Source organism: Streptomyces chartreusis, from assembly GCF_008704715.1.
GTDB classification, from domain to species: Bacteria; Actinomycetota; Actinomycetes; order Streptomycetales; family Streptomycetaceae; genus Streptomyces; species Streptomyces chartreusis.
In genome coordinates this window covers 5,613,119-5,638,481 of the sequence record NZ_CP023689.1, presented here as the reverse complement: position 1 = coordinate 5,638,481, position 25,363 = coordinate 5,613,119, and the positions used below count along the sequence as shown (strand labels likewise).

The window sequence follows — 25,363 nt, the reverse complement described above, 5'->3', positions numbered from 1 at the left end:
ACCCGCTGCACATGGCGGCCTACCAGCACGAAGGAACTTGTATGCACGAGTATACGAGCACTGCTCGGGTCTGGGGGCTCAGTTGCCCAGGATTTCCGGAAGAGGTCAGCAGAGCGCGGCGCTGGACGCGGGACATCCTGCAGGGGTCGCCCTTAGCGGAAGACGCCGAGCTGATCGTGAGCGAGCTGAGCGCGAACGCGATCCTCCACACCGCCAGCGGCCTCACATCCGGCAGCTTCCACCTGGCCCTCGCTGTCTCGCCGCAGGTCATCGCCCTGTCGGTCACGGATGACGGCGGCACCGGCACGGCTCCGAAGATTGAGCACCAGGAGCCGGAGGCTGAGCACGGCCGGGGCCTGGGCATGGTGACGGCGATCGCGCACCGGGTTGTGGTCCATGACAGCGACGGCGGCCACACCGTCACCGCGGAGCTCTACAGGGATGTCCGCCCAGGAGACCGCCCGTGCTGACAGTGGCGACCGCGAACCTCTTATCGACTGAGGACAACTGGGGTGCCTACCGCTGCTGGGCAGCCGCCTACCCCCTGCACCAGACGAGCGCCATCCTGCTGGGATCCCACGGTGCAGCCAGCCCCCGCCTTGCACTGCGCTGGCTCCGCGAACGCACTAGCCACATCACAGACCAGATCGACGCCGCATACGCCCAGCCAGGGCACTACTGGCTGACCGACGAGGCAGAGCACGAGCGCGCCCTGACCTACCTCGCCACAGGCACGGCCTACCAACTCACGTTGTACGACGAGAACACCCGCTATGTGCTCATCGCCTATCCGCCAGGAGGCGCCACGTGAACGACCTCCCCCGCGGCTACTGGTGCGAGTGCTGGACTCAGAACCTCGACAAGGACCAACGGCCAGCACTGCACGCTTCCTTCGACGCGTACTCAGCGACGCAAGCAGACAGGTGGATAGCCGTCGCACTGCGCACCATCAGCCCAGCCCTCGATGCCGCAGCGTCAGAGCAAGCGTGGCAGTGGCTATATGAGGGCCGCATCGAGACCAGGCGTGCCCTGCTCCGCGCAGAACCCTGCTCTGTCTCGGTGGACCAGGCAAGCACACGCATCACATGGACAGTACGGCCGGTCATTTTCCTACCGCTCGCTCACCGGCAGAGGGTCGAACTTCCAGCCTGCGCATACGACTTCAAGCCCCACGTGACCGACTGAGTTACAACTTTCTCTACTGGTTCAAGGCGGCTCGCTCCGCTCCCCGCGGGCGGCCCGGCCCCCGGCCGGGCCTGCGCTCCTGTCTCCGCCCCGCTCCAGCCCGGCCGGCGCCCGTGCCGCGCTCTCAGCAATCAGCCGCCTGATGCCGGAGAAAGACTACGGAGTGGCCGAGCGGTCGCCTCCACGGCTCAATGGTGCCTGACCGCTCACACCAGGCAACTCCACAAGCTGTTGGGTGACGCAGTAGCTCTTTGCGCGACGGCCCCTTCGGCGTGCACCAAATCCGCTGGCGAGGCATCCTTGTTAAGAGGGAGCAATGTATTACGCGCTACCTCCACCACTCCGCCGATGCTCAACATATGAGCGTGAAGCGCAGAGATCATTTAGTCTGCGGGGGATCAAATTGACCACTCAACTTCTTCCTCAGGACCAGTGGGACTCCTTGATGCGGGGCCTCGTCAGAGGGCAATATCAATTGCTCCTAGGAGCCGGAGCAAGCCAAGGCGCCAAAGGACCGCTCGGGGATCTCCCTGGCGGTTGGGACCTTGCTCAGCAACTATCGTCGGACTATGGAATACCTGGCGACCCCGAAGGCCGACTCGGCGAAGTTTTCAACCTCGTAAAAGATCTTACGTCAAAAGACGGAGAGAAGATCACCGAATACCTTGCGAACCGATTCACCGATTGCACGCCGCCGTCATGGCAGCGCGATCTTGTGGCGATCCCTTGGCGCTACATTTGGACCCTCAATATCGATGACGTTGTCGAACACGCCTACCAGGAATTTTCCGATGATGCGATCCAGAAGCCGCTGTCTCTTTCGTGGGTGGATGCACACAAGACCCCATCCATCGATCAGGTAGCACTAGTCCATCTGCACGGTACTGCATGGACGCGCAACGCGAAGGATCTAGTTTTCGACATCTCCTCATATCTGCTCGCAGAATCACTCCGGCATCGCTGGCATAACATCTTTGCCGATCGCTATGCCGACACTCCCACAATTATCATTGGAGCCAAACTTAGAGAGGAAATCGATCTAGAAAATGTCTTGGGTCAGGGTAGAATATCAAGCCCCGATGCCGCACCATCCCTGATAATTCTTCCTAGCATCAGCGAGTTCGACGAAGCAAGGTTTGCTCGCTGGGGGCTCAAAGCGATACACCTAAGGGCTCACCAGTTCCTTGCCCTCGTCAAGGAGGCCTGGGGAAAGTATGCGCGAGAAGTCGCGCGAACTCCCGAAGAGGCAGCCGATATTCAGAGCCCGTCCGCTCTGCAGTTCTTGCACCAGTGGCGAAATTTGGATTTCAACTCAGGAGCGTACAGGAGGGATCCGAAACACGATTTTTATGCAGGGCATGAGCCTAAAGCTTCTGACATTACCGATCGGAAAGATGCAGAGAGAGTAGCGACGGGCGCCGTCCTTCAATCCCTCGCAAAGCAGCCTTCGCAGAGGTTCATCGCCCTCACTGGGTCGCGTTTCACCGGGAAATCTACTACTTCTCTCAGAGTGGCCGCCACACTGGCAAAGGACGGATGGCGGGTATACGAGTTTGACCCAGAAGTTCGCCCGGACGTTAACTCCATCCTGTGGTGGATGCGGCACTACCCACAGAGCCTACTGATTATCGATGGAGCCGCTGATTTTTCCCAAGACCTCGCTCACCTGGCTGTGCGATCTTTGGAGCTGAATATACCTGCTCACGTTCTCATGGTAGAACGGACTTCACGCCTAAAAGAACTTCGTCGCGGGTTCCCACGAGAGGTATTCGAAGAAGTTCCGACCAGCGACAGAATTACCGATAGAGAGGCCGAGTCTGTCGTCAATAGACTCACAGCAGCAGATAGACTGGGAATATTGACCGATGCAGCCCATCGCGAAGCCATCAATTACTTTATACGGGAACATAAGCGCGACCTATTCTCCGCAATGTCTCGTCTTGAGGGTGCGGAGGGGTTCCGGGAAAGGATGGTAAGCGGATATCGGGACTTGGAGGACGAATCACTCAGGATCGTTTTTCATGCCACGTCGATCGCGGCAGCACTCGGATATGGTTTGCCAGTCGGGGCGGCAAGGACTATCGCAGGGTTGACCCTTGCTGATCTTAATGCCGCATTGGCTGCAGATGCAGTACTCGCAGATTTCTTGCATGTGCGAAATTCTCGATTGCTGCCACGGCATCGCGTATTTGGGTCGTACCTGCTTTCGACATCACTCACCAAGGAAGAAAACTACTCGGTCACGCTTAGAATGGCTCGGCACTTTGGATCTCAACTGTCACCGGCGGCAATAGGTGCGCGAACTTACTCGTATAGACTTGTCCGCCAACTTCTGGACCATGAAGTCTTGGCCGATTGGGTAGGCGCAGGCAGACTGCTCCAGTGGTATGCGGACGTCAATGAAGATGAAGTATATGGATGGAACGCAAGATATTGGGAGCAGAGGGCACTGGCCTCAAGCAACCTCGGCAATCACGCTCCTGCTACGTCGTGGGCTCGGCGCGCTGTTCGCGAGCATGGCGATGCTTACGCCCTAAACACTCTCGCCACCGTCCTTTTTAGGAAATCTCTAGATGAAAATGATCCAGAGTCTGGGTTTTTGGATACATATCTGGAGGCTGAGTCGCTTCTTGAAGAAGCGCGAGCTCGAGCTGCATCAGACTCAGAATATCCCTACGTAACGTTCTTCCGATACACTCTTAAATGGGGTGCAAGATGGGTGGCTGCACACGGAGAGCTAGATTTCAGGATTATCCGGCGATGGAATGATTGGACTGTCTCTGCAAGGACTTCACCAGCTTTCAGCTACCCTGAAGAGAAAGATTCTCTTGACGAGTTCCAGGCTTCCTGGCTTCACCTGGTGGTGTGAGTCTCTGGAGACAAGCGGCGGGCACCTAACGGCCGTGTGAGGCGAGTGCCCATTCGCACGCGATCAGCTAGGCCACGACGAACCTGAGCAACATCGCTGAGGCAGGTAGAGGGCGGTTACAGCTTCCCAAGCTGAGGGCTTGCGCATCGTCGTCACGGATCCGCCGTCAGAACTCACTCTGGTCGACGACACAAACCAGTAAGGGGGCTGAGGCCTGCGGGGGTACAGCTAGACACACGCGTGCGTAATCGGTCAGCGCACCCGCCGTCGTGGCTGACTGTCTTCGGCTGAGGTTCGTGCCACTGCCGTGCCAGACGCCTGGGTCAGCCACGGTCAACGAGGGTGTCTTGCGTTCGAGTTCACAGCAGCCCGGCCAGGTATCGAAGCTCCAGGTCAGCCCCAGCTCCCCGCCTCTCTCCTAAAGCGGTGTCTGCCAGCGGCGGACTGTCCGTGGACTCGTCCCGCCCAATCTGGCACGCGCAAGATCGTGACCTGCCGCGTTGAGCAGCCTCCGAAGCCGTGTGCACGCTCTCTGAGTTTCAGTGTGCTGGCCAAGGACCTGCGGTCGGGCCCAGATGAGGAAGAGCTGTTCAGCCGGTGATGGAAGCGCGGCCGAGCCTTTTGAGTACGTCCTCAGTCGACAGCTGTGAGTCGCGCAACTTCTCGTATCCGGCAACGACCTCATCCGGGTCCAAGCCTGCCGCTTTCGCCTCGCTACGCAAGTCAGCAAGGTCAATGGCATCTCTAAGCGCCTGCTTGGCGGCCTCGGCGTCCTCATGCTGCAGCCGCTTGGCCGCTTCCTGCTGACCACGCTTCCACATGTACCAACCTCCGCCGGTTCCGCCTGCCACGAGGGCACCAGCAGCGGCGAAGAAGAGAATGGGCATCTCAGGTCCTTTCGTTGCCGTTCATAGGCTGCCAGGTCCGTGCCATCATCACGGGCGACTCAGCGAAAATGGCAATCTAGCCCCTACGCCAACCATCGGACGTCACTGCCGGAACAAGACGTTGAAGGGCACGGCACGCTAAGGGGCGCCAGTCGGTGCATTCCGCGCCCGCTAGCTCGGCAGGCCCGACACGTGAACTACGGCGTACTCAGCTCCCAGCAGTCATCAACATCGCCTGTCTCAGGGTCTTGGGCGCACTCCCAAGCGGGGGTGAAGCTCGTGGGGGTGGGTGAGTCCGCTGGCCGCCGTGGCCCGTCACCTGGTGACACCAGCATGACCACGGCCGCGAACGCAGCGACCACCAGGATCGCGGCTGGGATGAGCAGCAGTCCCTTGAAGGTGAACTCTTCGAAGAACCACCTCACCGACTTCACAGCGATCCCCTCTATGCCGGAATGATGAACAGGCTCGCCTTTGAGGCGGTGCATGGGAGGCGTGGCGAGGTTTTATCACTCACGGCGCACGGGTTCACACCCCTCTACGCCTGCATTCGCAAGAGCTCGCGATCGCGTACGCCCCAGGCTGCCCGGACGTTACTGGCCGCTGCGGCGCCGCGAGAGACGCCGCCGCGGGACGGGGTTGAGCACTGAGCGCACCGCGTTGCCGAAGTCGGCGGCTGCTGAGTCGAGGTACTGAGGGGCGCGCGACTCGTGATAGCTAAAGGCGGCCGCCACGAGTCTGTCGGCGGCGTCGACGACTTCACTGCTGGGATGTCGCTGAAGCGGAGCGGCGGCAGCTACGACTGCTTCGAGCTTCGGGGTTATGCCGGCCGAGGCTGCCCTCGATTGATGCCGCTCGTGGGCCAGGAACCAGCCCGCGCCGCCGAGCGCGGCGGCGACCTCGCGACGGTCGGAGCCATTGACGAACGCAGCCGGGGCGAGACCGGTCACCGCCGCCAGCAGGAATGTGCGTGCCTGCTCCTTCCAGCCGCTCCACAAGACATGGTCTGCCTCAACCGCTGCGCGGAGTCCGGCAACGGCGAGCACCATGGCGTCGAACTGAGCACCGAGGGTATCTCGGTCCTGCTTGGCTTCGGTACGGGCGGCCACACGGGAGTTGATGCTGGCGGTCAGCCCCGCACCAAGTGCGACGGATGCGAGCGTGCCGCCGATGTTGATGAGGCTGTTGACGTCGATATGCACAGCCACAGGGTTGCGATCGCCGCCGACCTGCGTCTGGTCTGTTGCGCAGCCGTGACGCGCCAGATTCCCCGTAGTGACCTGGCCTGGCCGGCCGATCAGGTGCCGCACAAATGGCACGGCTCGGCCGACGCGAACTCACCGACCAATGGCGGAACTGGAAAATAGTCCACCGGCGTAAGAGGGCAAGCGCTGTGGCCCCGTCTCAGTTTCCGTCTCATTCATCGGCGTTCGGGGGCGTTCAGACGCGTTCCGCAGCTAGCCGGGCAGAGGCTTCCGACCACCCGTGAACGCAGGTGAACGAGGCTGTACGTGCCCCGGCTATGAACCAACACAGTTGGAAAGCGTGTTGGGCGGTGCAGAGTTTCAGCAAGTGTCTGGCTGTGGCGGGGCCGGTTGCGTCTGCCGGACGCCGGTGCACGCGACGAGCGTGCTGCCGTCCTCGTCGAGAAACAGCATGAAGGCCCACGATCCGTCGGCAGTCCTGATCTGGCCCAGCCGAACCGGTCGGCCGTACAGGTCGAGGCGTTGCACGGCACGCGCCAAGCCGGAGGTCTCGATACCTCTCCGAAGGGTGTTGCGGAGTCGGCGCCCGTATATCGTCGCAAGCGACTTGGCTGACGTCGTTCCGTCCCAGACGGCGTGAGAAGCGCCAGCGCGGAGAGCGGACAGTGCGGCCAACGATGTTTCGTCGCCTCCGCCCAGCAGCTGTTCGAGCTGTTCCCGCTCCATAGCCTCACCCCCGGTCAGGATCCTGCTGTACAGCAACGAAGTACAGCAACCCCAGCAACCGTCAGCAGACACCACCGGCCCTCACCGCCCTCCCCGCAACCTGTATGACCTCCAACGCCCGATCTCTAGAGCGCCACAGATCAGAAGGTGCGGTCATGGTGTGCGCACCGTGACCACACCACAGGCGCACCAGATCGAGCGGGGAACAGCGGGGAACCACGCTGAAAGCGATCCATCCTCGCAAGGCCTCACCGCAGCCGTACACGCAGGTCAGAGCCCAGACGGACTGCGAATGCCCGCAGCTTCCCAAGCTGAGGGCCAGCAGCAGATGCCCTGTACGAGCCAGATCACGACCTCGTACGATCAGCGGTCATGGCAGACGCAGGCGGAGAACTCAGTTGGCTGGAGCAGTGGTACCAAGCCCAGTGCGACGGCGATTGGGAGCACGAATGGGGCGTTCGAATCGCGACGCTCGACAACCCAGGCTGGACAGTACACATCGACCTTGAGGAGACGACACTATCCGGCCGGCCCTACGTGAGAACGGACATCCAACGCAGCAACTCCGACTGGGTGATGACGAAGGTGTCGAACGACGTCTTTGAGGCCTCCTGCGGCCCGCTCAACCTCAGCGAAGTTCTGAGCCGGTTCCGCGACTGGGCCACGTCAGCGAGCCAGGAGCTCTAGCCGGCGGGCAAGCGCGAGCGGGCCAGCCCGTCTCATTCAGCACCGTTCACGAGTGTTCAAAACGGGACCACGTGCCGAGGCCACGTCTGTGATCAGCCGCCCATGAACGCAGGTGAACGGCCCTGCACACACCCCACCACCACAGTTGGAAAGCCTGGTGGGGGCAACCCCTCACGAGCTCAGAGGTCACAGCAGCGATGGTTGGCCGTTGGTGACATCGACACGGGACGACTTCACCAACCAACGAGACCGTTCCAGAAAATGACGCCGCGCCGCACCACGCCGACCCACACACACCAAGGCTCTGAACTGCACGTATACACAACGACCCTGGTCAGCGATCTTTCCGCACGTTTTTCGCATCGAGGGGGTCTAGGGCTTCGTCATGCTCAGCCGCCTACCTACCAAGACCAGGGGAACCACCTGGGAACACAGAGACCCACACGCTCTTGGGCTTTGACGCGCCCTTTGACTCCGTGTCCAAGCCGGCCATGTTCCACCACTTGATCTGCTGACGTGCTTCAGCCCTGCTCTTCCTGCCTCGGGCGACGGCTGCTGCCGTGGCAGCACGCCTCTCCCGAGCGGCGTCGACGGCACGCCGCCTCTCCTCTGCCGCTGCCTCCCTTAGCACTCGGCGACGACTACGACTTCGTTTCGAGCCCACGTCGAAATCTCCCCCCAGAGCATTCCTGTACGCCGCCCGTACAACTGCTCACGTTTAGCCAACAGTTCAAGCGATCGCTCGCCCTCAGGCTGACAGTTTCCAGGAACCGCACGACGAGCACTAGACACAGGAACACGGGCACAAAGGTTTGGCATGACAGACCGTGACGAACTTACCAGCTACGAGTACCGCCAACTGGGCGCCCGCCTCATGCGCGCCGACGTCTGCGTCGTCTGCGCCCTGGCCTGCCCGACGCCATCGACCACATCCGCCCCGTAGTAAAGGTGACCCCGACTACCCGTGCTACTTGGGCATGTCCCGGGTGCCGGCAGCCGGAACCGACCGTGCCGAGTACCGTCGCCCGTAGCCGAAACAGACTGGGTCGCCTGACATCCACGGCTGACATCAACGGCCCCGGACGCCGCCAACTCCGGGCGGTCGTAGGCATCAGCCCAAGCCTTGCAACAGCCGACACCTAAGGGCGTCGGATCGAACTCCTAAAGCGGGTGTCGCAGGTTCGAATCCTGCCGGGGGCACATTGCCTGACCAGCGCGTTTACCCCTCCCAGGTAGGCGCGCTGTTCGTCGTAGCCATGGCATTAACCATGAATAGGTTCCAGAACCATGGCGAACACCAATAACAAGCGACGTCAGCGCGGCAGCATCCCCGCCCCCAACGGGACCGGCTTCCAGGTCCGGGTCTACGCCGGGCGTGACCCGCTCACGAAGAAGGATCTCTATCTCCACGAGCAGGCCGAGACGGAGGTCGAGGCGGAGAAGACCCGCCACCCCAAGAAGCAGGTTTCCGTGGCGTTCTTGCTCGTCCGGTGGCTGGGTGTCCCGTAGCACGACGAGTCGTCGTACGAGCGGGCCGAGGGCATCATCCGCAACTACCTCAAGCCCACGTTCGGCGAGCTCAAGGCGGCCAAGTTGACCGCCGAGATGCTGGAGCTGTTCTACGCCCGTCTTCGACAGTGTCAGGAACAGTGCGAAGGCCGGCGCAACGGCAAGACCGACACCAAGACGAAGCAGAAGCACGTCTGCGAGCCCCTCGCCCCGAACACCATCCGCAAGATTCACTTCACCCTGCGCCCGGCGCTCAACCGCGGTGTGCGATGGGGCTACGTGACCACAAACGTGGCGGCCCTCGCCGAGCCGCCATCCCAACCCAAGCCCAACCCCGACCCACCCACTCCCGAGGAAGCGGCCCTGGTTCTGAATACCGCCTGGCCGAGGGACCTGGACTGGGGAACCTTCCTGTTCATGACCATGGTCACCGGCTCACGCCGCGGCGAGATGTGCGCGCTGCGCTGGTCGGACATCGACCTCGACCGTCTCGAACTCGTAGTGAAGCACTCCAACAACGTCGAAGGATCAAGGACACCAAGACTCACCAGCGCCGTAAGCAGGCCATCGATGTCGTCACACGCTCCGTGCTGGCCGCCCACCGATCCCGCGCCCAGGAACGCTGCAAGGCATTGGGCGGTGAACTCGCCCGCGACGCCTTCGTGTTCTCGGGCGAAGCCGACAGCACCGTCCCGCTCGTGCCCAAAAGGCGTCAGCCAGCGATACCGCCGCCTCGCGGAGAAGCTGAAGATCCACACCCACCACCTGAAGGATCTGTGCGCCTACAACGTGACCGAACTCCTGCTCGTCACCGCTGCTCATCCCGCCTGGACACCTCTTGTACCCGGCTTTCCACGCACACCGCGCAGTCATCGCGGGATGTCTCCAGGAGGCCGTCTGAGTCCCGGCGGGGCCTCATGTCACGGAGTGGGCAAGGGGTCTTCCGTGTCTGGCCCCTCCCAGAACTCGGGGCCGAGAGTGTCTTTCAGCAGGGCGTGCATGCTCTTTCGGAAATGGGCGGTCACGAGCCATGGGCGGGTGAAGATTCGGATCGCCCCGACCTCGCCCGCATCGTTCAGCGTAAAGATCTCGACCAGTTGCTGAACGTGGCCGCCGTCCACGTACTCGTCGATCACCACCGCGAATCCCGACTGGCCCTCGATTTCGAGGACGGCACGTACCTTGAGGTCGCTGAAACTCTGCGCCGCTGCTTTGAAGACGGGCCCGACGACAGCTTTACCCGTCGGCTCTTCGCGCAGGATCGGGGAGTACAGGGTGACGTCCCGCGCCAGCGGCGGGACAGCTGGATGGTCGACCCAGACCGGTGTCGGCCCATCCGGGGCATATGGTTCGGATCCGAGGCTCGGGTCTGCGAGAGCGGGGTCTGTCTTCGCAATCACTTCACGCAGAGCGGCCATGAATGGCCACGGCCGACCGTAGACGTCGATCGTGTCAATCAGGCCCGCAGCATTGTGCCGGGCGAGCGCCACGATCTCTGTCTCACGTCCGCCCGGGCTCGCGCTGTACACGATCCCCTCCACCTCGTCTCCCGCGAGCCGGACTGTAGCTTCAGGCGCGGTGAGCGCCTGCTGGTACGTACCGAGAGCTGCCGAAGCAGCGTCACGACCGGCGATGCGGGGTGCAGCCAGTGGAGTCGCTAGAGAGACGCTTTCGGCAAGCGCTGTAGGGGCCCGGCCCGAAAGTGCGGCGTTCAACTGATCCGACATCACGCGCCCTCCTCGTAGTCACGATCAAGGCGAGCCTGGGCTTCGGAGAATACTCGGGCGCGAGGTCGTGCGGGCGCGCTCGGCGTCGGCGCCCTAAGGCCACCAAGAACCTTCTGACGTGCCACGGCGCTACCCAGGCGGTGCCACGGATGTGCGCGCCGCAGGTAGGTTCGTCGCCGCCTTCCCAGCATGCGCCTGGAACATGGCGCGGCGCATGCTGAAGGACACGGCTGCTCTTGCCTGCGAATCAGAGGCCTGGAGGTTCGGGTGTGTCGCAGCCGCCACGGGCTGCGGCGGCTGCGACCCGTTCAGCTGGTGCCGACCCAGAGGCCGCCCGGCTGGTTCACGGTGGTGCGGAACCCGCCGATCGTGGCCAGCCGGCCGCTGACGCCAGTTGTTGCCGGGGAGTCCGGAGCGACTGTGGTCCGCGTAGTAGGTGTTGGGGCGCCCGAGCCCTGTTCCGGCGGTGGCGGGGGTCTACGGATGGCACTTCGAGCAGGCGCCCCACCCGGACTTGGTGGCCGGACACCTGCTCTACGTCGGTATTGCCCCGCGGTACATGGCGAACCGGACCAGCACGCAGAACCTGCGGAAGCGCGTGCGACACCACTACCGAGGCAACGCAGCCGGTTCGACGCTGCGGCTCACTCTCGGCTGCCTGCTCGGACTTGAGTTGCGCCGTGTGGGCGGCGGCAAGCGCATGACTTTTCGGCAAGGCCGGGGAAGCCGCCCTCAGTGTGGAACTGAGGGCCGATGCTCGTCGGCAGGCACGGGAGTTGCCCATCAGCGCGTAGGTGTCGGGCTGACACCAACGGCGACGCACCGACACTGCCGCAGCCGGATCGACGAACGATCGCTCGCCCGGCAACAGGTTGCGCCGGCTCGGCGAGCGTGGCCCCGGAGGGTATGGGCATGCGTGCCCCGCTACGATCGCCGCTCGACAGCGCGATGATCTGGGGGCCAACGTGCAGGAAGCGAGCGCCGTTGAGCTGGCCTACGTGCCGACGAGTGCGGACGCGACGGGGGCGCTTCGCGCGCGGATGCGGGCCACGCCGGCGGGGCGGCTGCAGAGCCGGATCATTCTGGCCAGCGCGATCGTCGTGCTCGGCGCGTTTGCCGTGAGCTTCACTCTGCCCAACGGTCCCGACCTCGGTGTGACGGTGCTCTGCCTCGCGGCGCTGGCCTTGTGTGTCGGGGCGTACGTGCTGATGCCTGCCCTGCAAGGGCGTCAGGTGCATCGGATGGTCGCCCCTCAGGGGGAGTTCCGGGCCGTTGTGGATGACGTCGGCGTGCGGCTGACCTCGCGGGACAGCGAGACGATGCACCGGTGGCCGATGATCAGCCGCTACACGGAGACCGATGCGCTGTATGTGCTGATGACGCCCGACAAGTACGGCGTCGGCATCGTCGTGCTCCCCAAGCGAGGCGTCACGGAACCGGCGGACGTCGACCGCTTGCGGAACATCCTCGACCAGAACGCCACCCGCGTCTGAGCCGCAGGGATCGACATGCTGTCGTGGGTGGCTCCGATGGCCCCGCACCCCGGGGATTGAGGCCATCGGTGGGTGGACTGCGTGGTTACTTGGTGATTGTCACCGTCGTCTCCGCTGTTGCCGGGACGTGTCCGCCGTCGCCGCTGTACGTGGCCGTGTACGTGATGTCGCCCAGCGTGCGCGGGCTTTCCGTGAACGTGAACTCGCCCGTTGTGGCGGAGATGGGGAAGGTGCCCACCCGGGTGCCCGTCGGGTGGTCCGGGTCGGTGCGGGTCACCTCCACCGTCGTGCCTGCCGGGAGCGGTTCCGCTGCCGTCAGCCAACCCGTCACCGTCAGGGGCTTGCCCCTGCGGGATGTCGGTGGGGACTGGAGGGAGAGGGTGGTGTCGAGTTTGCCGGCGTTCGGGAGGACGTGGAGGGTTGGGGCGCTGCCGTAGGAGAAGCCGGTGACGGCGAAGAGGCGGTTCTCGTCCGGCGCCCAGGCGAGGCCGTCACGCTGGAGGTCGTCGACGGCGTACTCGTGGAGCGCGGGCCAGGTCGTGCCCGGGCGGTAGGTCTTGACGAAGTCGCCGTCCGCGCCCGTCGCCACCGTGCCGTCCGTCGCCACCGCCACCGCGTTCGGGAACTGCCAGCTCGAGTAGGAGCCGTTCGACGACAGGTCCGACACGCGCACGATCTGGTGGTCGTACGGGTTGTTCGCCGCCACCACGATGTTCTGGCCGTCCGCCGTCACCGCGAAGTCGTTCATGTACGAGATCGACGGGGCGGACGAGAAGCCTCGCTCCGCGCGCTTCTGCAGGGTTCCCGTCGACGTGTCGTAGACCGCCAGCGTTGCCGGGCTGACGCCCTCCTCGCCCGCCACCAGCGCGTTCGGGTCGGCGGGGGACGACGCCAGGGTCGGGGCGTAGTACCAGTACCGGCCGCTCGGGACCGGCGTCGCCGTGGGGGACGGGGAAGCGACGTCCAGTACGCCTATGCCGCCGCTACTGGCGATCGTGTAGCCGAACCACAGCTTGCCGCCCGCCATCGCCAGGGTCTGGGGCGAGGTGCCCGTGCCCGTCGGCCAGCGGTTGGTCTCGGTGAGGGTGGCCGTGTCGATCTCTGCGATCGCGTCGGCCGTCGACAGGGCCACGTACAGCTTGTCGGCATCCGCCGAGAGCACGAGGCCGGCGGCCCCCTCCTCGGCGGTGATCTGCCCGACCACCGCGCCCTCGTAGTCGGTGACGACGATCGTGCCGCCGCTCGGGTCGCTCACGAACACCCGGTCGTGCACTCCGTCGACGACGATGTCCCGGAACGAGGCGCTCGGCAGCGCCACGCCCGCCGCCCCTGCGGTCTCCTCTGCCGTGGCCGTCACCGAGCCCGCCCCGATCAGGGTCAGCGAGCCGATCAGTGCCGTTGCGGCCGCGAGGGCGGCGCGTTTGTGGATGCGCAAGTGAACAGAACCTCCTCGGAGTTGGGAGGCCGTTTTCGGCCTCCCGTTCGAGGAGCGCAGGAAGGTGAGCATGTGTCACCCGGGGGACGGGAGTGAGGGACGGCCGCTCGGTTCCGGAGGCCGCCGTCCCGCACGACAGGATCCGTCAGGCCAGGCCGAACCTCTCCGCGTGCACCTGGTCCGCCGGAACCCGCAGTTGCCGCAGTCCGCCCAGTACGGCCGTCGTCATGGCCGGTGGGCCGCAGACGTACACGTCGCGGTCGGTGATGTCGGGGACCAGTCGGTGCAGGTTGGCCGGGTCGAAGGGTGGGACGGCGTTCTCGCCGGTGCGGCCGGTGAGGAGGTGGAGGCGTCCGCCGCGGAGTGCCACCAGATGGCGGACCTCGTCCAGGAGTACGGCGTCGGCCTCGCTGCGGACGCGGTACAGGACGACGAAGTCGCCGCTCGTCTGGTCCTCCAGCATGGCGCGTACGGGGGTGATGCCGACGCCGCCCGCGATCAGCAGGGCGCCGGGGCGGGAGCGGTGGAGAGAGGTGAACGCGCCGTACGGGCCCTCGACGTAGGCGCGGCTGCCGACGGGGACGTTCCGCAGGCCCGCGCTGGTGCTGCCGGCCGCCTTCGCCGTGAGGCGCAGGCCGCGTCCGTCGGGCGCCGCCGACAGGGAGAAGGGGTTGGCGAGCCACCAGTGGTGGTGTCCGGGGAACCGCCAGATGCAGAACTGGCCCGCCCGGGCCGGGAGTTTGTCGAGGTGGCGTCCGGTGACGTACACGGAGACCACGTTGTCCGACTCCGGCACCACGGCGGCCACGGTGAAGCGGTGGTAGGAGTTGCGCCACAGCGGCATGACGAGCCGGCCCGTCAGCAGGGAGCCGAAGGCGAACAGCCACAGGATCCACCAGTACGCCGTCGCGAACGCGGAGGACGTGAACGTCGTCGTCTCCTGCAACTGGTGGACGAACGCCAGGCCCAGGGCCACGTAGAGCAGCAGGTGCAGACCGTGCCAGACCTCGTACTGGAGGCGGCGGCGCAGGCCGCGGGTGGAGATCACGCCGATCACGACGACGATGGCCGCGGCGAGCATGCCGAGCAGGGAGGCCGGGACGCCGCTCAGCGCCACGAACGTCTTCGCCATGGACGTGTCGTCGAGCGTCGCGTAGCCGAGCACCACCAGCGTGGCGTGAGTGAGGATCGTCCACAGCAGGGTGAAGCCGGTCCAGCGGTGCCACACCGTGAGGCGGTCCATGCCGATACGGCGGTCCAGCCACGGCAGCCGGGCCACCAGCAGCAGTTGGAACAGCATCAGCAGGGCCGCGTGCAGGCCGAAGAACTTGGCGACCGTGAGCACGCCGTTCTTGCCCTCACCGGCGCTGATGAACAACGCCTCGACGATCACCACGTTGACGATGACGAATGTCCACATCGCCCCGCGTGCCGCCCGCACCGGAAGCACGGTGCCGCTGCGCACCGCGTTGCTCGCTGCCGTCATGGTCGCCTCTCATCCCCCCGAGGTCGCAGTACTCGCGACCCGTGTGCACAAACCCCATGAAGATCGGTGAATTCGCCCTAATGCGCACCTCGATCGGGTAAGGATACGGCCGCCGGACCGGATCCGTTCATGCCGGAACCGCTCCAATCCGCGGGGAGTTCGGGTTCCGTGACATCGGTGACAGCACGGAGACATCAGAGGCAGCACGGGCCGCCCGCCTCACTGCTCCGGTGCCTCCAGGCGCTGTGCCTCCTCCGCCGCCGCGTCCGCCTTCCGCCTCGCCTCCCTGACACCCCGGTCCGCCGTGCGCGCCCGCTCGCGTGCCGTCTGTTCCGCGGAACGGGCCTGCTGCTGCGCCTCCCTGGCGTGCTGGAGTTCGGCGGTGAGGTCGCTGACGCGCTGTTGGGCCTCGTCCCAGTTCTTCTTGGCCGCGAACGCCTCCCGGCTCGCGGTCGCCGCCGCCTTCTGTCGGGTACGGAGTTCCCGCGCGGCCCGGTCCGCCTCCTTGCGGGCCCGGGTGAGCCGCCGACGGCGTTCCGCGGCCTCGGCCTTGCCCGGCCCCGTCGACTTGGCGGCCTTGGAGGTCTTGACGGCGCCGGCCTTCTTGGCGGCCGGACGCGGTGGCGCGGGCGCGGCCCCCTCCCCCATCGCGGGGAAGCCCGTGCCCGCGGCCAGTGGTCTGACCAGCCTGCCGCTCGCCCACTCCCGCGCCGCGTCGGAATCCGCGAGCACCGCGCGCAGGGTGTTCTCGACCTCGTGGCGGGCCGCTTCGGTGATCGGGTGGCCGGCCTGCGCGGCGAGTTGTCCTGCCTGCCGGGACAGGGCCGTGATCAGGACCCGTTGCTGTCGGCTCAGCTCGCGCAGCTGCGCGCCGTCCAGGTCACGGTGGGCCTGCCGCAGGCCCTCGCCGAGGCGGAGCAGCGGTTCGACCTCGCCGGGGCTCTCGTGGACCAGGAGGTTGCCGGCCCAGGCCGACAGGCTCGGGCGGCGCAGCTTGCCGATGCTGTCGGCGAGGGCCCGGTCGCCGGCCGTGCGGGCCTCGGCCATCCGGGCCGCGCGGGTGGCGGTGAACTGCTCCGGCCGCAGCCTGTACAGCTCGTCGGCGACAGTTTCCAGGTCCATCGGCGTTCCCTCTCCGCGCCGGCTTTGCGGAGCTGTCCGCGCCACAGAGGTCCGTATCGATTTTCGCACCGTTGGTGCGGGTCCGCGCAGGCCCGGCCGTCCCGGACTACTTCCAGGCGCGGTCCAGGAAGTCGGCGATCAGCGGGGCGACCTCCGGCAGGTGCGTCTCCAGGGCGAAGTGGCCGGTGTCCAGGAGGTGCAGTTCGGCGTCGGGCAGGTCGCGCAGGTAGGCGCGGGCGCCGGGCTCGGTGAAGAAGGGGTCGTTGCGGCCCCAGGTGATGAGGGTGGGCGGGGTGTGGCGGCGCAGCCATGCCTGCCAGTCGCCGTAGCGCGCGAAGTTGGAGCGGTAGTCGAAGATCAGTGACCGCTGGGCGTCCTTGCGGCCCGGCAGGTCCAGGAAGTGCTGGTCGAGGGTCCAGTTGTCGGGGGCGATCAGGGAGGGGTCGGCTACGCCGGTCTCGTACTGGCTCCGGGTGCCGTCGAGGGTGAGCACGCCGTCGATGGTGGCGTCGGCGCCGGGGGTCTCGGGGGTGAGGCCGATCAGGCCCCGGGCCATGTCGGAGAGGCCCTCCTCGTAGGCGTTGCCGTTCTGGACGACGAGTCCGGCGATCCACTCGGGGTGGCGCTCGGCGACGCGCAGGCCGATGGGGGCGCCGAAGTCGAAGACGTACATCACGAACCGGTCGAGGCCCAGGCCCCGGACGAAGCCCTCGGTGATGTCGGCGAGCCGGTCGAAGGTGTACGTGAAGCCGTCGGGGGCCCGGGTGTGGCCGAAGCCGGCGTGGTCGGGGGCGATCAGCCGGTAGTGCGAGCCGAGGGCGTCGATGAGGCCGCGGAACTGGTGCGAGCCGGACGGGAAGCCGTGCAGGAGCAGCAGTACGGGCGCGTCGGGGCGGTCGGGGAGGGACTCCCGGTAGAAGACGCGGACGCCGTCCACGTCGAGGTGGCGGTGGGCGATGCGGGGGGTCGGAGCAAGCATGAGCGGTCTCCTTCGAGCCGAGGTTCTAATGGGTTACGGCTTGCTTTATGCGTTAGAGCAAGCGTGCGCCGATGCCTACTAACGTGTCAACCCCTGGATGTACCATTAGCCTCATGAGCGATTCCGCACCGCTGACCGGAGAGCCCCTGGCCCTGGACCTGGTCAACACCCGGCCGTCCACCGGCGACCTGCTGACCACGCCCGACGGGCTGCGGGCCTGGTGGGTGCTGGAGGCAGACCGGCTCTCGGAGGACGTGCCCAAGGAGGTCGGCGGCGCGGATCTGGCCGCGGTGCTCGCCGTGCGGGAGCACATCGCGCGTGCCCTCGACCGGGTGCGCAGGGGGGAGCGGCCCCCGGACGAGGACGTCGAGGGGCTCAACCGGGCGCAGCGTGCCGCGCCGGCGATCAGTGAGCCGGTGTGGGACGGGTCGGCGGTGGCCGTCGTACGGCGGCGCGAGGGCTCACCCGGGGTGCGGCTGGCCGCCGGGCTGGCGGAGGCCGCCGTCGAGCTGCTGGCGGATCCGGCGGTCGGCTCGATCCGCAAGTGCGAGGCCGACGACTGCGTGATGCTCTTCCTGCCCGCCCACCCGCGCCGCCGCTGGTGCGCGGCCGCCCGCTGCGGCAACCGGATGCGGGTCGCCCGGCACTACCAGCGCCACAAGGGGGGACAGCCGGAGGCCGGCTGACCACACGCAGCGTGAGGTTCCGGCCATCCTTCGAGTCGGTGCCGGACCTCACTGGTCCAGATACGTGAGCACCGCCAGCACCCGCCGGTTGTCGCCGTCCGTCGGCAGCAGCCCCAGCTTGGTGAAGATGTTGCTGATGTGCTTGGCGACGGCCTTCTCCGAGATGAACAGGCCCTGCGCGATACCGGCGTTGGAGCGGCCCTGAGCCAGCCACTCCAGCACCTCGCGCTCCCGCTCCGACAGGCTCCCCACGGCCTCGTCGCGCTCCTTGCGGACCAGGAGCTTGGAGATCACCTCGGGGTCCATCGCGGTGCCGCCCTCGGCGACCCGTCGGATGGAGTCCAGGAACTGGGCGCCGTTGGTGACGCGGTCCTTCAGCATGTAGCCGACGCCCCGGCCGCCGCTGGTCAGCAACTCCCGCGCGTAGAGCGGCTCGACGTACTGGGACAGCAGCAGCACCGGCAGGTCCGGCATCTGCTCGCGGGCCGCCAGCACCGCCCGCAGGCCCTCGTCGGTGAACGTCGGCGGCAGCCGGACGTCGACGACCGCGACGTCCGGCTGCTCCCTGATGAGCGCGTCCAGCAGTTCCGTACCGTTGTCCACCGCGGCGACGACCTCGTGGCCGTAGGCGCCGAGGAGGCGGATGAGTCCGTCCCTCAGGAGGAAGTGGTCTTCGGCGAGGGCAATACGCACGGAAGCTCCATCGTCACCATGGTCGGTCCGTTCACCGGACTGTTCACGGCCAGCACACCGTCGAAGGTGGCGAGCCGGCGTTCGATGCCCCGCAGGCCGCTGCCGCGCGAGACGTCGGCGCCGCCGTGACCGTCGTCGGTGACGGTGATGCGCAGCATTCCGCGATCGTAACGGATGTCGATCCAGGCCCGGTCGGCGCCGGAGTGCTTGGCGACGTTGGTCAGGATCTCCGAGATCGCGAAGTACGCGGCGGACTCGACCGGCATCTCGGGCCGGCCCGGCAGGTCGACCTGCACTTCGGTGTTGACCGGGCAGACCATGGCCAACGCCCTTACGGCGTCCGCGAGTCCGCGGTCGGCGAGGACCGGCGGGTGGATGCCGCGGACCAGGTTGCGCAGTTCCTCCAGCGCCTTGGAGGAGGACTCGCGCGCCTCGATGAGCAGGGCGCGCACGGCCTCCGGGTTGGTCTCCAGGAGGTGTTCGGCGGCGTCCAGGGTCATGCCCATCGCGACCAGGCGGGCCTGCGCGCCGTCGTGCAGGTCGCGTTCGATGCGGCGGATCTCCGCCATCTGCGTGTCGACGGCGTCGGAGCGGGTGGTGGCCAGGTGCTGGATGCGGCTGGCCATCATCTCGCTCTCGCTCGGGGCGAGCATCGAGCGGGTGTACAGGGCGTGCCTGCGCACGGCGCGCGGCGCCGACCACAGGGCCAGCGGCAGCTGGAGGACGCCGAGGACACCGGCGAGGACGGCGGTGGCCTGGCCCTCGATCGGGATGAACTGGTACCACAGGCCGTCCCACTCGACGGACAGCGGAACCCCGAAGAAGGCGAGGAAGACGCCCCACACGCCGCTCAGGATCAGGGCGAGCGGGAAGAAGGCGAAGAACGCGCCGGCCAGCGGGTCGACGAGCACCCACACCCACTCCCGCCGGGTCTGCGGGTCGCTCATGATCCACCGGTAGCGGGCCGCCGCCCCGGAGGCGCCCTCGGGCACGGGCGGCAGCGGTCCGGGCGGGCCGGGGATCTCCACCCCCGACCAGCGCAGCGCCAGTTCGCGCTGGCGGGCGGCCAGGTTGCGCACGCCCTCCATGGCGCGCGGCACCACGCCGAGGCCGGGGCCGACGAGCCAGATCGCGCCGGAGACCGCAAGGGACCTGCCGAAGGCCGACATGGACATCCAGCACAGGGCCATCGCCCGTCGCAGTCCCACTATTCCGGCCGCGACCGAGAATCCCCTGATCTCGTCCGGCGGGCGGTTCACCCCGAGCTGCATCGTGCGGTCCATACGACTCGCTCCTCTCTGCTGCCTGTGCGGTTCAAGGGCCGAAGCGCCCGTGCCCTCATTGTTGCGACCGCCGGGGTGCCGGCGCGGTGGGAAAAACTCCCCTCTTGTGCGGCCGAAAAGGGGTGCTTCTTCTACCCGCCCGCGGTCGCGGGAGCGATGAACAGGGACAGCGTGTCCGCAACGCAGGCCGACTGCGGCTGTCCGTCGACCTCCACCTGGACCGTCATGCGTACGGCGGCGAGGTGGCCGGCGGGGGTCTCGCGGACGCCGGTCAGCTTGGCGCCGCCGCGCACCCGGGCGCCGACGGGGACGGGGCGCGGGAAACGCACCTTGTCCAGGCCGAAGTTGACGCCCATCTCGATCCTCTCGATGTCGAAGATCGCGCGCATCATCTCCGGCAGCAGCGCCAGCGTCATGTAGCCGTGCAGGATGGTCCCGCCGAACGGGCCGCTCGCCGCACGCTCCGGATCCACGTGGATCCACTGCAGGTCGCCGGTGGCGTCGGCGAACTGGTCCACCTTGTGCTGGGTGATCTCCAGCCAATCGCTGTAGCCCAGGTGTTCACCGGTGGCGGCGGAGAAATCGGCCAGACTGGCGAAAGATCTCATGATTTCGATTCTGTTGTGCGGCCTGGGGAAGGGACAAGGCGCGCCTCGGCCAGGGAACCTGGCCGTCAGCGCGCCGTCAGTCGTTCGTCAGCGGATGCGTCGGCGGTGCCGTCAGCCGTACCGCTTCATCTCGTGGAAGAAGCCGGGCACGGTGTGCAGTTCACCGGCGCCCGCGACCCGGTCGTGGACGTACTTCGCGACGGCCAGGTCGAGCACGCCGAGGCCGAACGGCGAGAAGATCACCGGCCGGTCGGCGGGCGGGGTGATGCGCCCGGTGAGCACGTCGTACAGCGTCCCGGCGACGAAGTCGCGGTGGCCGACACGCTGTTCGGCCAGGTGCGGTGAGGTGCCGGCCTTCATGCAGTGCTCGATGTCGTCGACGGCGTTCCAGGAGTCGAGGACGATCTCCGGGGACAGGTCGCGGAGGGAGACGTGCAGCACCAGCGGGTTGTGCGTGAACCACTGCGGGTCGGTGACGTGCGGTTCACCGGCGACGGTGGCGAAGACGACCAGGTCCGAGGCGCGGATGAGGTCCTCGGCCTTGTCGTGGACGGTGATCTCGACGCCTGCGCCCTCGGCCCCGCGCAGATAGCCGGTGAAGCCCTCGGCGTGCTCGGCGGACAGGTCGTGCACGCCGATCGCCTCGAAGTCGAAGCCGTTCGCGGCGAGGTAGGTGTGCAGATAGCGGGCGATCAGGCCGACGCCGATGAAGCCGACCCGGGTGGGCCGGGTGCCGCGTGCCGTGCTGAGCCGGTCGGCCGCCAGGGCCGCGGAGGCGGCGGTGCGGGCGGCGCTGATGATGGAGCTCTCCAGGCAGGCGAACGGGTAGCCGGTCTCGGCGTCGTTGAGGATCAGCACGGCCGAGGCGCGCGGGATGCCCGCGGCCACGTTCTCCGGGAAGCTGGAGATCCACTTCATGCCGTGCACGCCGACCTCGCCCTTGACGGACGCGGGCAGGGCGATGATCCGGGACGAGGGGCGGTCGGGGAAGCGCAGGAAGTAGGAGTCGGGGTTGACCGTCTGTCCCTCGCCGTGCAGCCGGTAGGCGGCCTCGACCGCGGCGACGACCTCGCTCTCGTGCCCGTCGAGCACCTCGTGCACCTGGGCGCCGGATACCACGGCGAAGGGTGGGACCTGATTCATGGGAATGCTGCTCCTGAGAAGTGAGGGAAGGTCGTACGGGACTCGGGGCGCGGCCGTCAGCCGATGCGCGCGAGCCCCTTCGCGCCGTGCCGCGCACGTCCCCGGGACACCAGCAACGGGTCCCAGTCCGCGCGTCGTTCGGGCAGCCTGGCCGGGTCGCCGAGCACGGTGCCTGCGTACACCTCGGCCAGCAGCGGCCGGTCGAGGATCTGCGAGGCCACGGCCATGCCGCCGGTGGCGACACCGCCGACACCGCTGCCGTAGCGGACGTTCTGTCCGACGACGTACAGGCCCTCGACGTCGGTGCGCACGTCGGGACGGCGGCCCTCGGAGCCCCAGCTGGCCATGCCGTACGGGGTGCCGCCGCTGGCGCGGATGTAGCGCTCGTTGGTGAGCGGGGTCGCCGTCTCCACATGGGTGATGCGGTCCCGGATCGGGCCGAGGACCTTCTCGGCGGCGTCCAGGATCAGCTCGGTGACCTCGCGTTTGCGGGCGAGGTAGGCGGGGTTGCGGCGGTAGGGCTCGCCGTCGACCGGGCCGGCGCCGACGCCCCAGAACCCGTAGCCGGGCGGGCAGCCCGTCATCAGCTGGAAGTTGCTGTGCCCGGGCGGGCACACGGCCGCGGAGCCGGAGTCCTTCAGCGACGCGAAGGAGAAGGCGAGCTGGGGCACGCGGTCGAAGACGCCGTCGCGTTCGTAGCGTTCCTGGACCGAGGCGTGGGCGTACTCCATGTCGTCGCTGTCGTGCCACCAGATGTTGGCGTTGGGCAGGCCCTCCAGCTCGGTGTCGAGTGCGACGTACACGGCGACGACCGCGCTGCGCATGGTCGCCCCGCGGGTCCGGGCCACGAGGTCGGCGGAGAAGGACTCCTCCCCGCCGCACAGGTCGAGGACGGTGCGCCGGTAGTCGGCGTTGGAGACGACGAGCGGCGCGAACACCTTCTGCCCGTCGGCGAGTTCGACGCCGGTGGCGCGGCCGTCGTCGATGAGGATGCGGCGCACCTCGCTGCGGGTGCGCAGTTCTCCGCCGTAGGACTCGAGGGCCTCCACGAACGCGGCGACGAGGGTCTGGCCGCCCCCCTCGGGGTAGTACGCCCCGCGCAGGTAGTGGTCCATGATGTTGACGTGCTCGGCGAAGCCGATCCCGTCGGGCATGGCGCCGTAGTTGCCGGCCTGCGCGGCCAGCAGGGTGCGGCCCTTCGGGGACAGCTCGCAGTGGTCGAGCGCCATGCCGAGGGTGCGGCGGGTCCAGCGCATGGTCCCCGGGGACCGGCGGAACAGTTCGACCATCGACTCGCCCATGAGCCCGGCCCGGCTGGCGCCGGCCACGGCGGTCGCGAGGTCGATGAAGCGGTCGATGCGGTCGGCCTCGGCGGGCAGGGCCTGCTTGAGGCGGGTGCGGTACGCCTCCCAGCCGGCGGGGACGTCCACGGTTGCCGTGGGCGTGATGATCCGGTCGAAGCCGCCCTCGTTGTCCATGGGGCGGAAGCTCACCCGGTCGCGCACGCCGAGCCCGTTCAGGACGGCCGGCAGCAGTCCGTCCTCGCCGCAGTCGCCGAGGTAGTGGGTGCCGACGTCGAACTCGTACTTGCGGCGCCGGCGGAACACATGCGCGTTGCCGCCCGCCACGTCGTGCTGTTCGAGGACGAGGACCCGGCGGCCGTCGGCGGCCAGATATCCGGCGCCGACGAGGCCGCCGATGCCGCTGCCGACGACGATCGCGTCGAAGTGCCGGCCGTCGAGGTCCTGTGCGCCGCGCTTGTGCTCTCGCGTTCTGCTGCTCATCAGAAGGTGCCGCCGCCGTGGATCTCGAAGACCGATCCGGTGATGTACGCGGCCCGCTCCGACACCAGGAAGGAGACCAGGTCGGCCACCTCCTCGGGCCGGCCGAGGCGGCCCAGCGCCACGTTCTTCAGCTGCTTCTGGAGCACCGCCTCCGGCATCTCGCCGACCATGTCCGTCTCGATGAGGCCCGGCGCGACCACGTTGGCGCGCACACCGCGCGGCCCGCACTCCTTCGCGAGGGACTTGGTGAAGCCGATGATCCCGGCCTTGGAGGCGGCGTAGTTGGCCTGGCCCGCGTTGCCGTAGACCCCGGCGACCGACGACAGGTTGACGATGGCGCCCGACTTGCGCTTGCTCATGGAGAACGCGGCGGCCCGGCACACGTGGTACACGCCGTCGAGGTTGGTGCGCAGCACCTGGTTCCAGTCGTCCTCGGGCATCAGCACCAGTGGCCGGTCCCGGGTGATGCCGGCGGAGGTGACGGCCGCGTCGACGGGGCCGAGCTCACGCTCGGTGCGGGTGAACCAGTCGCGTACGTCGTCCCCGTCGGCGACGTCGCAGCGGGTCGCGGTGACCCGGGTGCCGTGCTCGGCGGCCTCCTTGGCGAGGCGCTCGGCGGCGTCCTCGTTGGAGCGGTAGCAGAAGGCGACGTCGTGCCCGTCCCGCGCCAGGCGCAGCACGATCGACCTGCCGATGCCCCGGGAACCGCCGCTGACCAGCGCGATCATCGCTGCTCCCCCATCAGTCGCAGGACCGCCACGGCGACGGCGCCGTCACGGTCGACGGCGGAGACCAGGGCGGTACGGCCCCGGGAGTCCGCGTCGGCCTCGGCGACCGCGAGCACCGCGGCGATCTGGAAGGACGCGGAGGCGGCACTGGTGTCGCCGAGCAGTTCCATGGACGGCACGCGGGACAGCGCGTCGGCGGGCACCAGCGCGGCGAGGGCCTCGTGCTCGGCGCGTCCGGCGGCGGTGGGCGCGGCACACGGCACGGCCGCCCACACCTCGCCGGCGTCGACGCCGGCCCGCTGAAGGGCGCGGCGGGCGCAGGCGGTGACGGCCGCGCCGGGGTCGTCGTCGATGTCGACGCGGGTCTCCACGCTCAGCACGGCGGCCAGCGGCGGGCGTTCGGCGGCCTCCGCCTGCTCGACCAGGAACAGTCCGCAGCCCTCCCCGAGCAGCGGGGCCGGGTCGCCGGAAGCGGTGGCGGTGTGCTCGAACCAGGCGTGCGCGGCGGAGAACTCCTCGGCGGAGCCCACCAGATACTTCGTCGCCCGGCCCTGACCCATCAGGCGACGCGCGTAGTTCAGTGCGAGGAGCCCGCTGACCCGACCGCCGGCGACCGTGGTGTTGGGACCCTTGAGGTCGTGCCGGATGGCGGTGGCACCGGCGGCGTGGTTGAGGCTGCCGAAGGGGATGCGGCCCGCGTCGACGTAGAAGGGGCGGGCGTTGGTGTACGACTGGCGCAGGAAGTCGGTGACGTTCTCCAGGCTGCCCATGGTGATGCCGAGGACGACACCGGTCAGCTCGTCGGTGGCCACGGCCCGGTTGCCGTCGGCGTCCAGGAGCAGTCCGTCGGAGGCGACCAGGGCGAGCGCGGTGAGCCGGTCCATCTTGGCCGTGCCGCGCGGGCCGAGCTGCTCCTGGATGTCGAAGCCGGGCACCGTGCACACGTCGGACGACGGCAGCGGTCCGAGGCCCGCGTCCGCCTTGACGGCCGTCTTGGCCCCGGCGCGCACCCCGGCGGCGAACTCCTCACGGCCGATGCCGTACGGCGAGACCGCCGACCAGCCGGTGATGACGGGTGTGCCGGGCGGCAGCGTGGCCTCCGGTCTGGCTGTTGCGGTGCTCATGGTC

24 protein-coding genes are annotated in these 25,363 nt (G+C 67.4%); 10 read left to right on the top strand and 14 right to left on the bottom strand.

Annotation, left to right across the window (positions count from 1 at the left end; genetic code table 11):
* Window positions 1–41: 41 nt before the first annotated feature.
* The 4 genes from CP983_RS24720 to CP983_RS24705 all read left to right on the top strand — a co-directional run bounded on the left by CP983_RS24720 (window position 42) and on the right by CP983_RS24705 (window position 4,054).
* The gene (locus tag CP983_RS24720; RefSeq protein ID WP_150501839.1) at window positions 42–470 is read left to right on the top strand and encodes an ATP-binding protein; all 429 of its coding nucleotides are present in this window, start codon (window positions 42–44) and stop codon (window positions 468–470) included.
* Entirely contained in the window at window positions 464–811 is a 348-nt protein-coding gene (locus CP983_RS24715; protein WP_150501837.1) for a hypothetical protein, read from the top strand. Before CP983_RS24720 ends, CP983_RS24715 begins: the two co-directional genes overlap by 7 nt.
* Complete coding sequence (locus CP983_RS44790) at window positions 808–1,185, top strand: hypothetical protein (protein ID WP_150501835.1); 378 nt, start codon at window positions 808–810, stop codon at window positions 1,183–1,185. The genes CP983_RS24715 and CP983_RS44790 overlap by 4 nt, the downstream gene beginning before the upstream one ends.
* 445 nt (window positions 1,186–1,630) lie before the next feature.
* A complete protein-coding gene (locus CP983_RS24705; RefSeq protein ID WP_167537757.1) occupies window positions 1,631–4,054 on the top strand; it encodes a P-loop NTPase in 2,424 nt (807 codons plus the stop codon).
* 590 nt (window positions 4,055–4,644) lie between these two features.
* Here CP983_RS24705 and CP983_RS24700 read toward each other — a convergent pair.
* Both CP983_RS24700 and CP983_RS24695 read right to left on the bottom strand, forming a co-directional pair.
* Window positions 4,645–4,941, bottom strand: coding sequence for a hypothetical protein (locus CP983_RS24700; RefSeq protein ID WP_150501831.1), 297 nt, complete (start codon window positions 4,939–4,941; stop codon window positions 4,645–4,647).
* A gap of 593 nt (window positions 4,942–5,534) precedes the next feature.
* A complete protein-coding gene (locus CP983_RS24695; RefSeq protein WP_150501830.1) occupies window positions 5,535–6,143 on the bottom strand; it encodes a hypothetical protein in 609 nt (202 codons plus the stop codon).
* 1,101 nt (window positions 6,144–7,244) lie between these two features.
* Between CP983_RS24695 and CP983_RS24685 the strand changes: the two genes are divergently transcribed.
* The 3 genes from CP983_RS24685 to CP983_RS24680 all read left to right on the top strand — a co-directional run bounded on the left by CP983_RS24685 (window position 7,245) and on the right by CP983_RS24680 (window position 9,068).
* On the top strand, window positions 7,245–7,559 hold the full coding sequence (locus tag CP983_RS24685) for an immunity 53 family protein (RefSeq protein WP_150501826.1): 315 nt from the start codon (window positions 7,245–7,247) through the stop codon (window positions 7,557–7,559).
* Between the two features lie 817 nt (window positions 7,560–8,376).
* Window positions 8,377–8,502 (top strand): hypothetical protein, encoded by a 126-nt coding sequence (locus CP983_RS44990; protein WP_268256222.1) that lies wholly within the window; start codon window positions 8,377–8,379, stop codon window positions 8,500–8,502.
* Window positions 8,503–8,846: 344 nt separating this feature from the next.
* Window positions 8,847–9,068 (top strand): hypothetical protein, encoded by a 222-nt coding sequence (locus CP983_RS24680; protein WP_150501824.1) that lies wholly within the window; start codon window positions 8,847–8,849, stop codon window positions 9,066–9,068.
* A gap of 920 nt (window positions 9,069–9,988) precedes the next feature.
* Here CP983_RS24680 and CP983_RS24675 read toward each other — a convergent pair.
* On the bottom strand, window positions 9,989–10,795 hold the full coding sequence (locus CP983_RS24675; RefSeq protein WP_150501822.1) for a hypothetical protein: 807 nt from the start codon (window positions 10,793–10,795) through the stop codon (window positions 9,989–9,991).
* A 559-nt stretch (window positions 10,796–11,354) separates the two neighbouring features.
* Between CP983_RS24675 and CP983_RS45085 the strand changes: the two genes are divergently transcribed.
* Together CP983_RS45085 and CP983_RS24665 are read left to right on the top strand one after the other, a co-directional pair.
* Window positions 11,355–11,747 (top strand): GIY-YIG nuclease family protein, encoded by a 393-nt coding sequence (locus tag CP983_RS45085; RefSeq protein WP_341874904.1) that lies wholly within the window; start codon window positions 11,355–11,357, stop codon window positions 11,745–11,747.
* Window positions 11,748–11,760: 13 nt separating this feature from the next.
* A complete protein-coding gene (locus CP983_RS24665) occupies window positions 11,761–12,288 on the top strand; it encodes a YcxB family protein (RefSeq protein ID WP_150501820.1) in 528 nt (175 codons plus the stop codon).
* An 85-nt stretch (window positions 12,289–12,373) separates the two neighbouring features.
* On the opposite strand, the gene CP983_RS24660 is transcribed toward CP983_RS24665, so the two are convergent.
* The 4 genes from CP983_RS24660 to CP983_RS24645 all read right to left on the bottom strand — a co-directional run bounded on the left by CP983_RS24660 (window position 12,374) and on the right by CP983_RS24645 (window position 17,310).
* Window positions 12,374–13,723: a hypothetical protein gene (locus tag CP983_RS24660; protein WP_150501818.1), complete on the bottom strand. Its 1,350-nt coding sequence runs from the start codon at window positions 13,721–13,723 to the stop codon at window positions 12,374–12,376.
* 145 nt (window positions 13,724–13,868) lie between these two features.
* On the bottom strand, window positions 13,869–15,209 hold the full coding sequence (locus CP983_RS24655; protein ID WP_163016934.1) for a ferredoxin reductase family protein: 1,341 nt from the start codon (window positions 15,207–15,209) through the stop codon (window positions 13,869–13,871).
* A gap of 219 nt (window positions 15,210–15,428) precedes the next feature.
* Window positions 15,429–16,331, bottom strand: coding sequence for a hypothetical protein (locus tag CP983_RS24650; RefSeq protein WP_150501816.1), 903 nt, complete (start codon window positions 16,329–16,331; stop codon window positions 15,429–15,431).
* Window positions 16,332–16,437: 106 nt separating this feature from the next.
* On the bottom strand, window positions 16,438–17,310 hold the full coding sequence (locus CP983_RS24645; protein WP_107905907.1) for an alpha/beta fold hydrolase: 873 nt from the start codon (window positions 17,308–17,310) through the stop codon (window positions 16,438–16,440).
* A gap of 113 nt (window positions 17,311–17,423) precedes the next feature.
* On the opposite strand from CP983_RS24645, the gene CP983_RS24640 reads away from it, so the two are divergent.
* Window positions 17,424–17,996, top strand: a complete 573-nt coding sequence (locus CP983_RS24640; RefSeq protein ID WP_150501814.1) for a CGNR zinc finger domain-containing protein — start codon at window positions 17,424–17,426, stop codon at window positions 17,994–17,996.
* A gap of 48 nt (window positions 17,997–18,044) precedes the next feature.
* Here the strand turns inward: CP983_RS24640 and CP983_RS24635 are convergent, their stop codons facing one another.
* The 7 genes from CP983_RS24635 to CP983_RS24605 all read right to left on the bottom strand — a co-directional run bounded on the left by CP983_RS24635 (window position 18,045) and on the right by CP983_RS24605 (window position 25,359).
* Window positions 18,045–18,689 carry a LuxR C-terminal-related transcriptional regulator gene (locus CP983_RS24635; protein ID WP_030955222.1) on the bottom strand — a complete coding sequence of 215 codons (645 nt, stop codon included), beginning with the start codon at window positions 18,687–18,689 and terminating at the stop codon, window positions 18,045–18,047.
* Entirely contained in the window at window positions 18,653–19,972 is a 1,320-nt protein-coding gene (locus CP983_RS24630; RefSeq protein ID WP_107905908.1) for a sensor histidine kinase, read from the bottom strand. Before CP983_RS24630 ends, CP983_RS24635 begins: the two co-directional genes overlap by 37 nt.
* 131 nt (window positions 19,973–20,103) lie before the next feature.
* Window positions 20,104–20,580: a MaoC family dehydratase gene (locus CP983_RS24625; protein WP_030955220.1), complete on the bottom strand. Its 477-nt coding sequence runs from the start codon at window positions 20,578–20,580 to the stop codon at window positions 20,104–20,106.
* A 111-nt stretch (window positions 20,581–20,691) separates the two neighbouring features.
* Complete coding sequence (gene sbnB, locus CP983_RS24620; protein WP_150501812.1) at window positions 20,692–21,723, bottom strand: 2,3-diaminopropionate biosynthesis protein SbnB; 1,032 nt, start codon at window positions 21,721–21,723, stop codon at window positions 20,692–20,694.
* A 56-nt stretch (window positions 21,724–21,779) separates the two neighbouring features.
* Entirely contained in the window at window positions 21,780–23,507 is a 1,728-nt protein-coding gene (locus tag CP983_RS24615; RefSeq protein WP_150501810.1) for a phytoene desaturase family protein, read from the bottom strand.
* Window positions 23,507–24,235 carry a 3-oxoacyl-[acyl-carrier-protein] reductase gene (fabG, locus tag CP983_RS24610; protein ID WP_107905912.1) on the bottom strand — a complete coding sequence of 243 codons (729 nt, stop codon included), beginning with the start codon at window positions 24,233–24,235 and terminating at the stop codon, window positions 23,507–23,509. The genes CP983_RS24615 and fabG overlap by 1 nt, the downstream gene beginning before the upstream one ends.
* Window positions 24,232–25,359 carry a beta-ketoacyl synthase N-terminal-like domain-containing protein gene (locus CP983_RS24605; RefSeq protein WP_125526284.1) on the bottom strand — a complete coding sequence of 376 codons (1,128 nt, stop codon included), beginning with the start codon at window positions 25,357–25,359 and terminating at the stop codon, window positions 24,232–24,234. Before CP983_RS24605 ends, fabG begins: the two co-directional genes overlap by 4 nt.
* Window positions 25,360–25,363 lie beyond the last annotated feature (4 nt).

Coding starts and splice junctions, on each gene's coding strand:
- CP983_RS24720 (WP_150501839.1), top strand. CDS start 42: ATGCACGAGTATACGAGCACTGCTCGGGTCTGGGGGCTCAGTTGCCCA.
- CP983_RS24705 (WP_167537757.1), top strand. CDS start 1,631: ATGCGGGGCCTCGTCAGAGGGCAATATCAATTGCTCCTAGGAGCCGGA.
- CP983_RS24700 (WP_150501831.1), bottom strand. CDS start 4,941: ATGCCCATTCTCTTCTTCGCCGCTGCTGGTGCCCTCGTGGCAGGCGGA.
- CP983_RS24685 (WP_150501826.1), top strand. CDS start 7,245: ATGGCAGACGCAGGCGGAGAACTCAGTTGGCTGGAGCAGTGGTACCAA.
- CP983_RS44990 (WP_268256222.1), top strand. CDS start 8,377: ATGACAGACCGTGACGAACTTACCAGCTACGAGTACCGCCAACTGGGC.
- CP983_RS24680 (WP_150501824.1), top strand. CDS start 8,847: ATGGCGAACACCAATAACAAGCGACGTCAGCGCGGCAGCATCCCCGCC.
- CP983_RS24675 (WP_150501822.1), bottom strand. CDS start 10,795: ATGTCGGATCAGTTGAACGCCGCACTTTCGGGCCGGGCCCCTACAGCG.
- CP983_RS45085 (WP_341874904.1), top strand. CDS start 11,355: ATGGCGAACCGGACCAGCACGCAGAACCTGCGGAAGCGCGTGCGACAC.
- CP983_RS24655 (WP_163016934.1), bottom strand. CDS start 15,209: ATGACGGCAGCGAGCAACGCGGTGCGCAGCGGCACCGTGCTTCCGGTG.
- CP983_RS24650 (WP_150501816.1), bottom strand. CDS start 16,331: ATGGACCTGGAAACTGTCGCCGACGAGCTGTACAGGCTGCGGCCGGAG.
- CP983_RS24645 (WP_107905907.1), bottom strand. CDS start 17,310: ATGCTTGCTCCGACCCCCCGCATCGCCCACCGCCACCTCGACGTGGAC.
- CP983_RS24640 (WP_150501814.1), top strand. CDS start 17,424: ATGAGCGATTCCGCACCGCTGACCGGAGAGCCCCTGGCCCTGGACCTG.
- CP983_RS24630 (WP_107905908.1), bottom strand. CDS start 19,972: ATGGACCGCACGATGCAGCTCGGGGTGAACCGCCCGCCGGACGAGATC.
- CP983_RS24625 (WP_030955220.1), bottom strand. CDS start 20,580: ATGAGATCTTTCGCCAGTCTGGCCGATTTCTCCGCCGCCACCGGTGAA.
- sbnB (WP_150501812.1), bottom strand. CDS start 21,723: ATGAATCAGGTCCCACCCTTCGCCGTGGTATCCGGCGCCCAGGTGCAC.
- CP983_RS24615 (WP_150501810.1), bottom strand. CDS start 23,507: ATGAGCAGCAGAACGCGAGAGCACAAGCGCGGCGCACAGGACCTCGAC.
- fabG (WP_107905912.1), bottom strand. CDS start 24,235: ATGATCGCGCTGGTCAGCGGCGGTTCCCGGGGCATCGGCAGGTCGATC.
- CP983_RS24605 (WP_125526284.1), bottom strand. CDS start 25,359: ATGAGCACCGCAACAGCCAGACCGGAGGCCACGCTGCCGCCCGGCACA.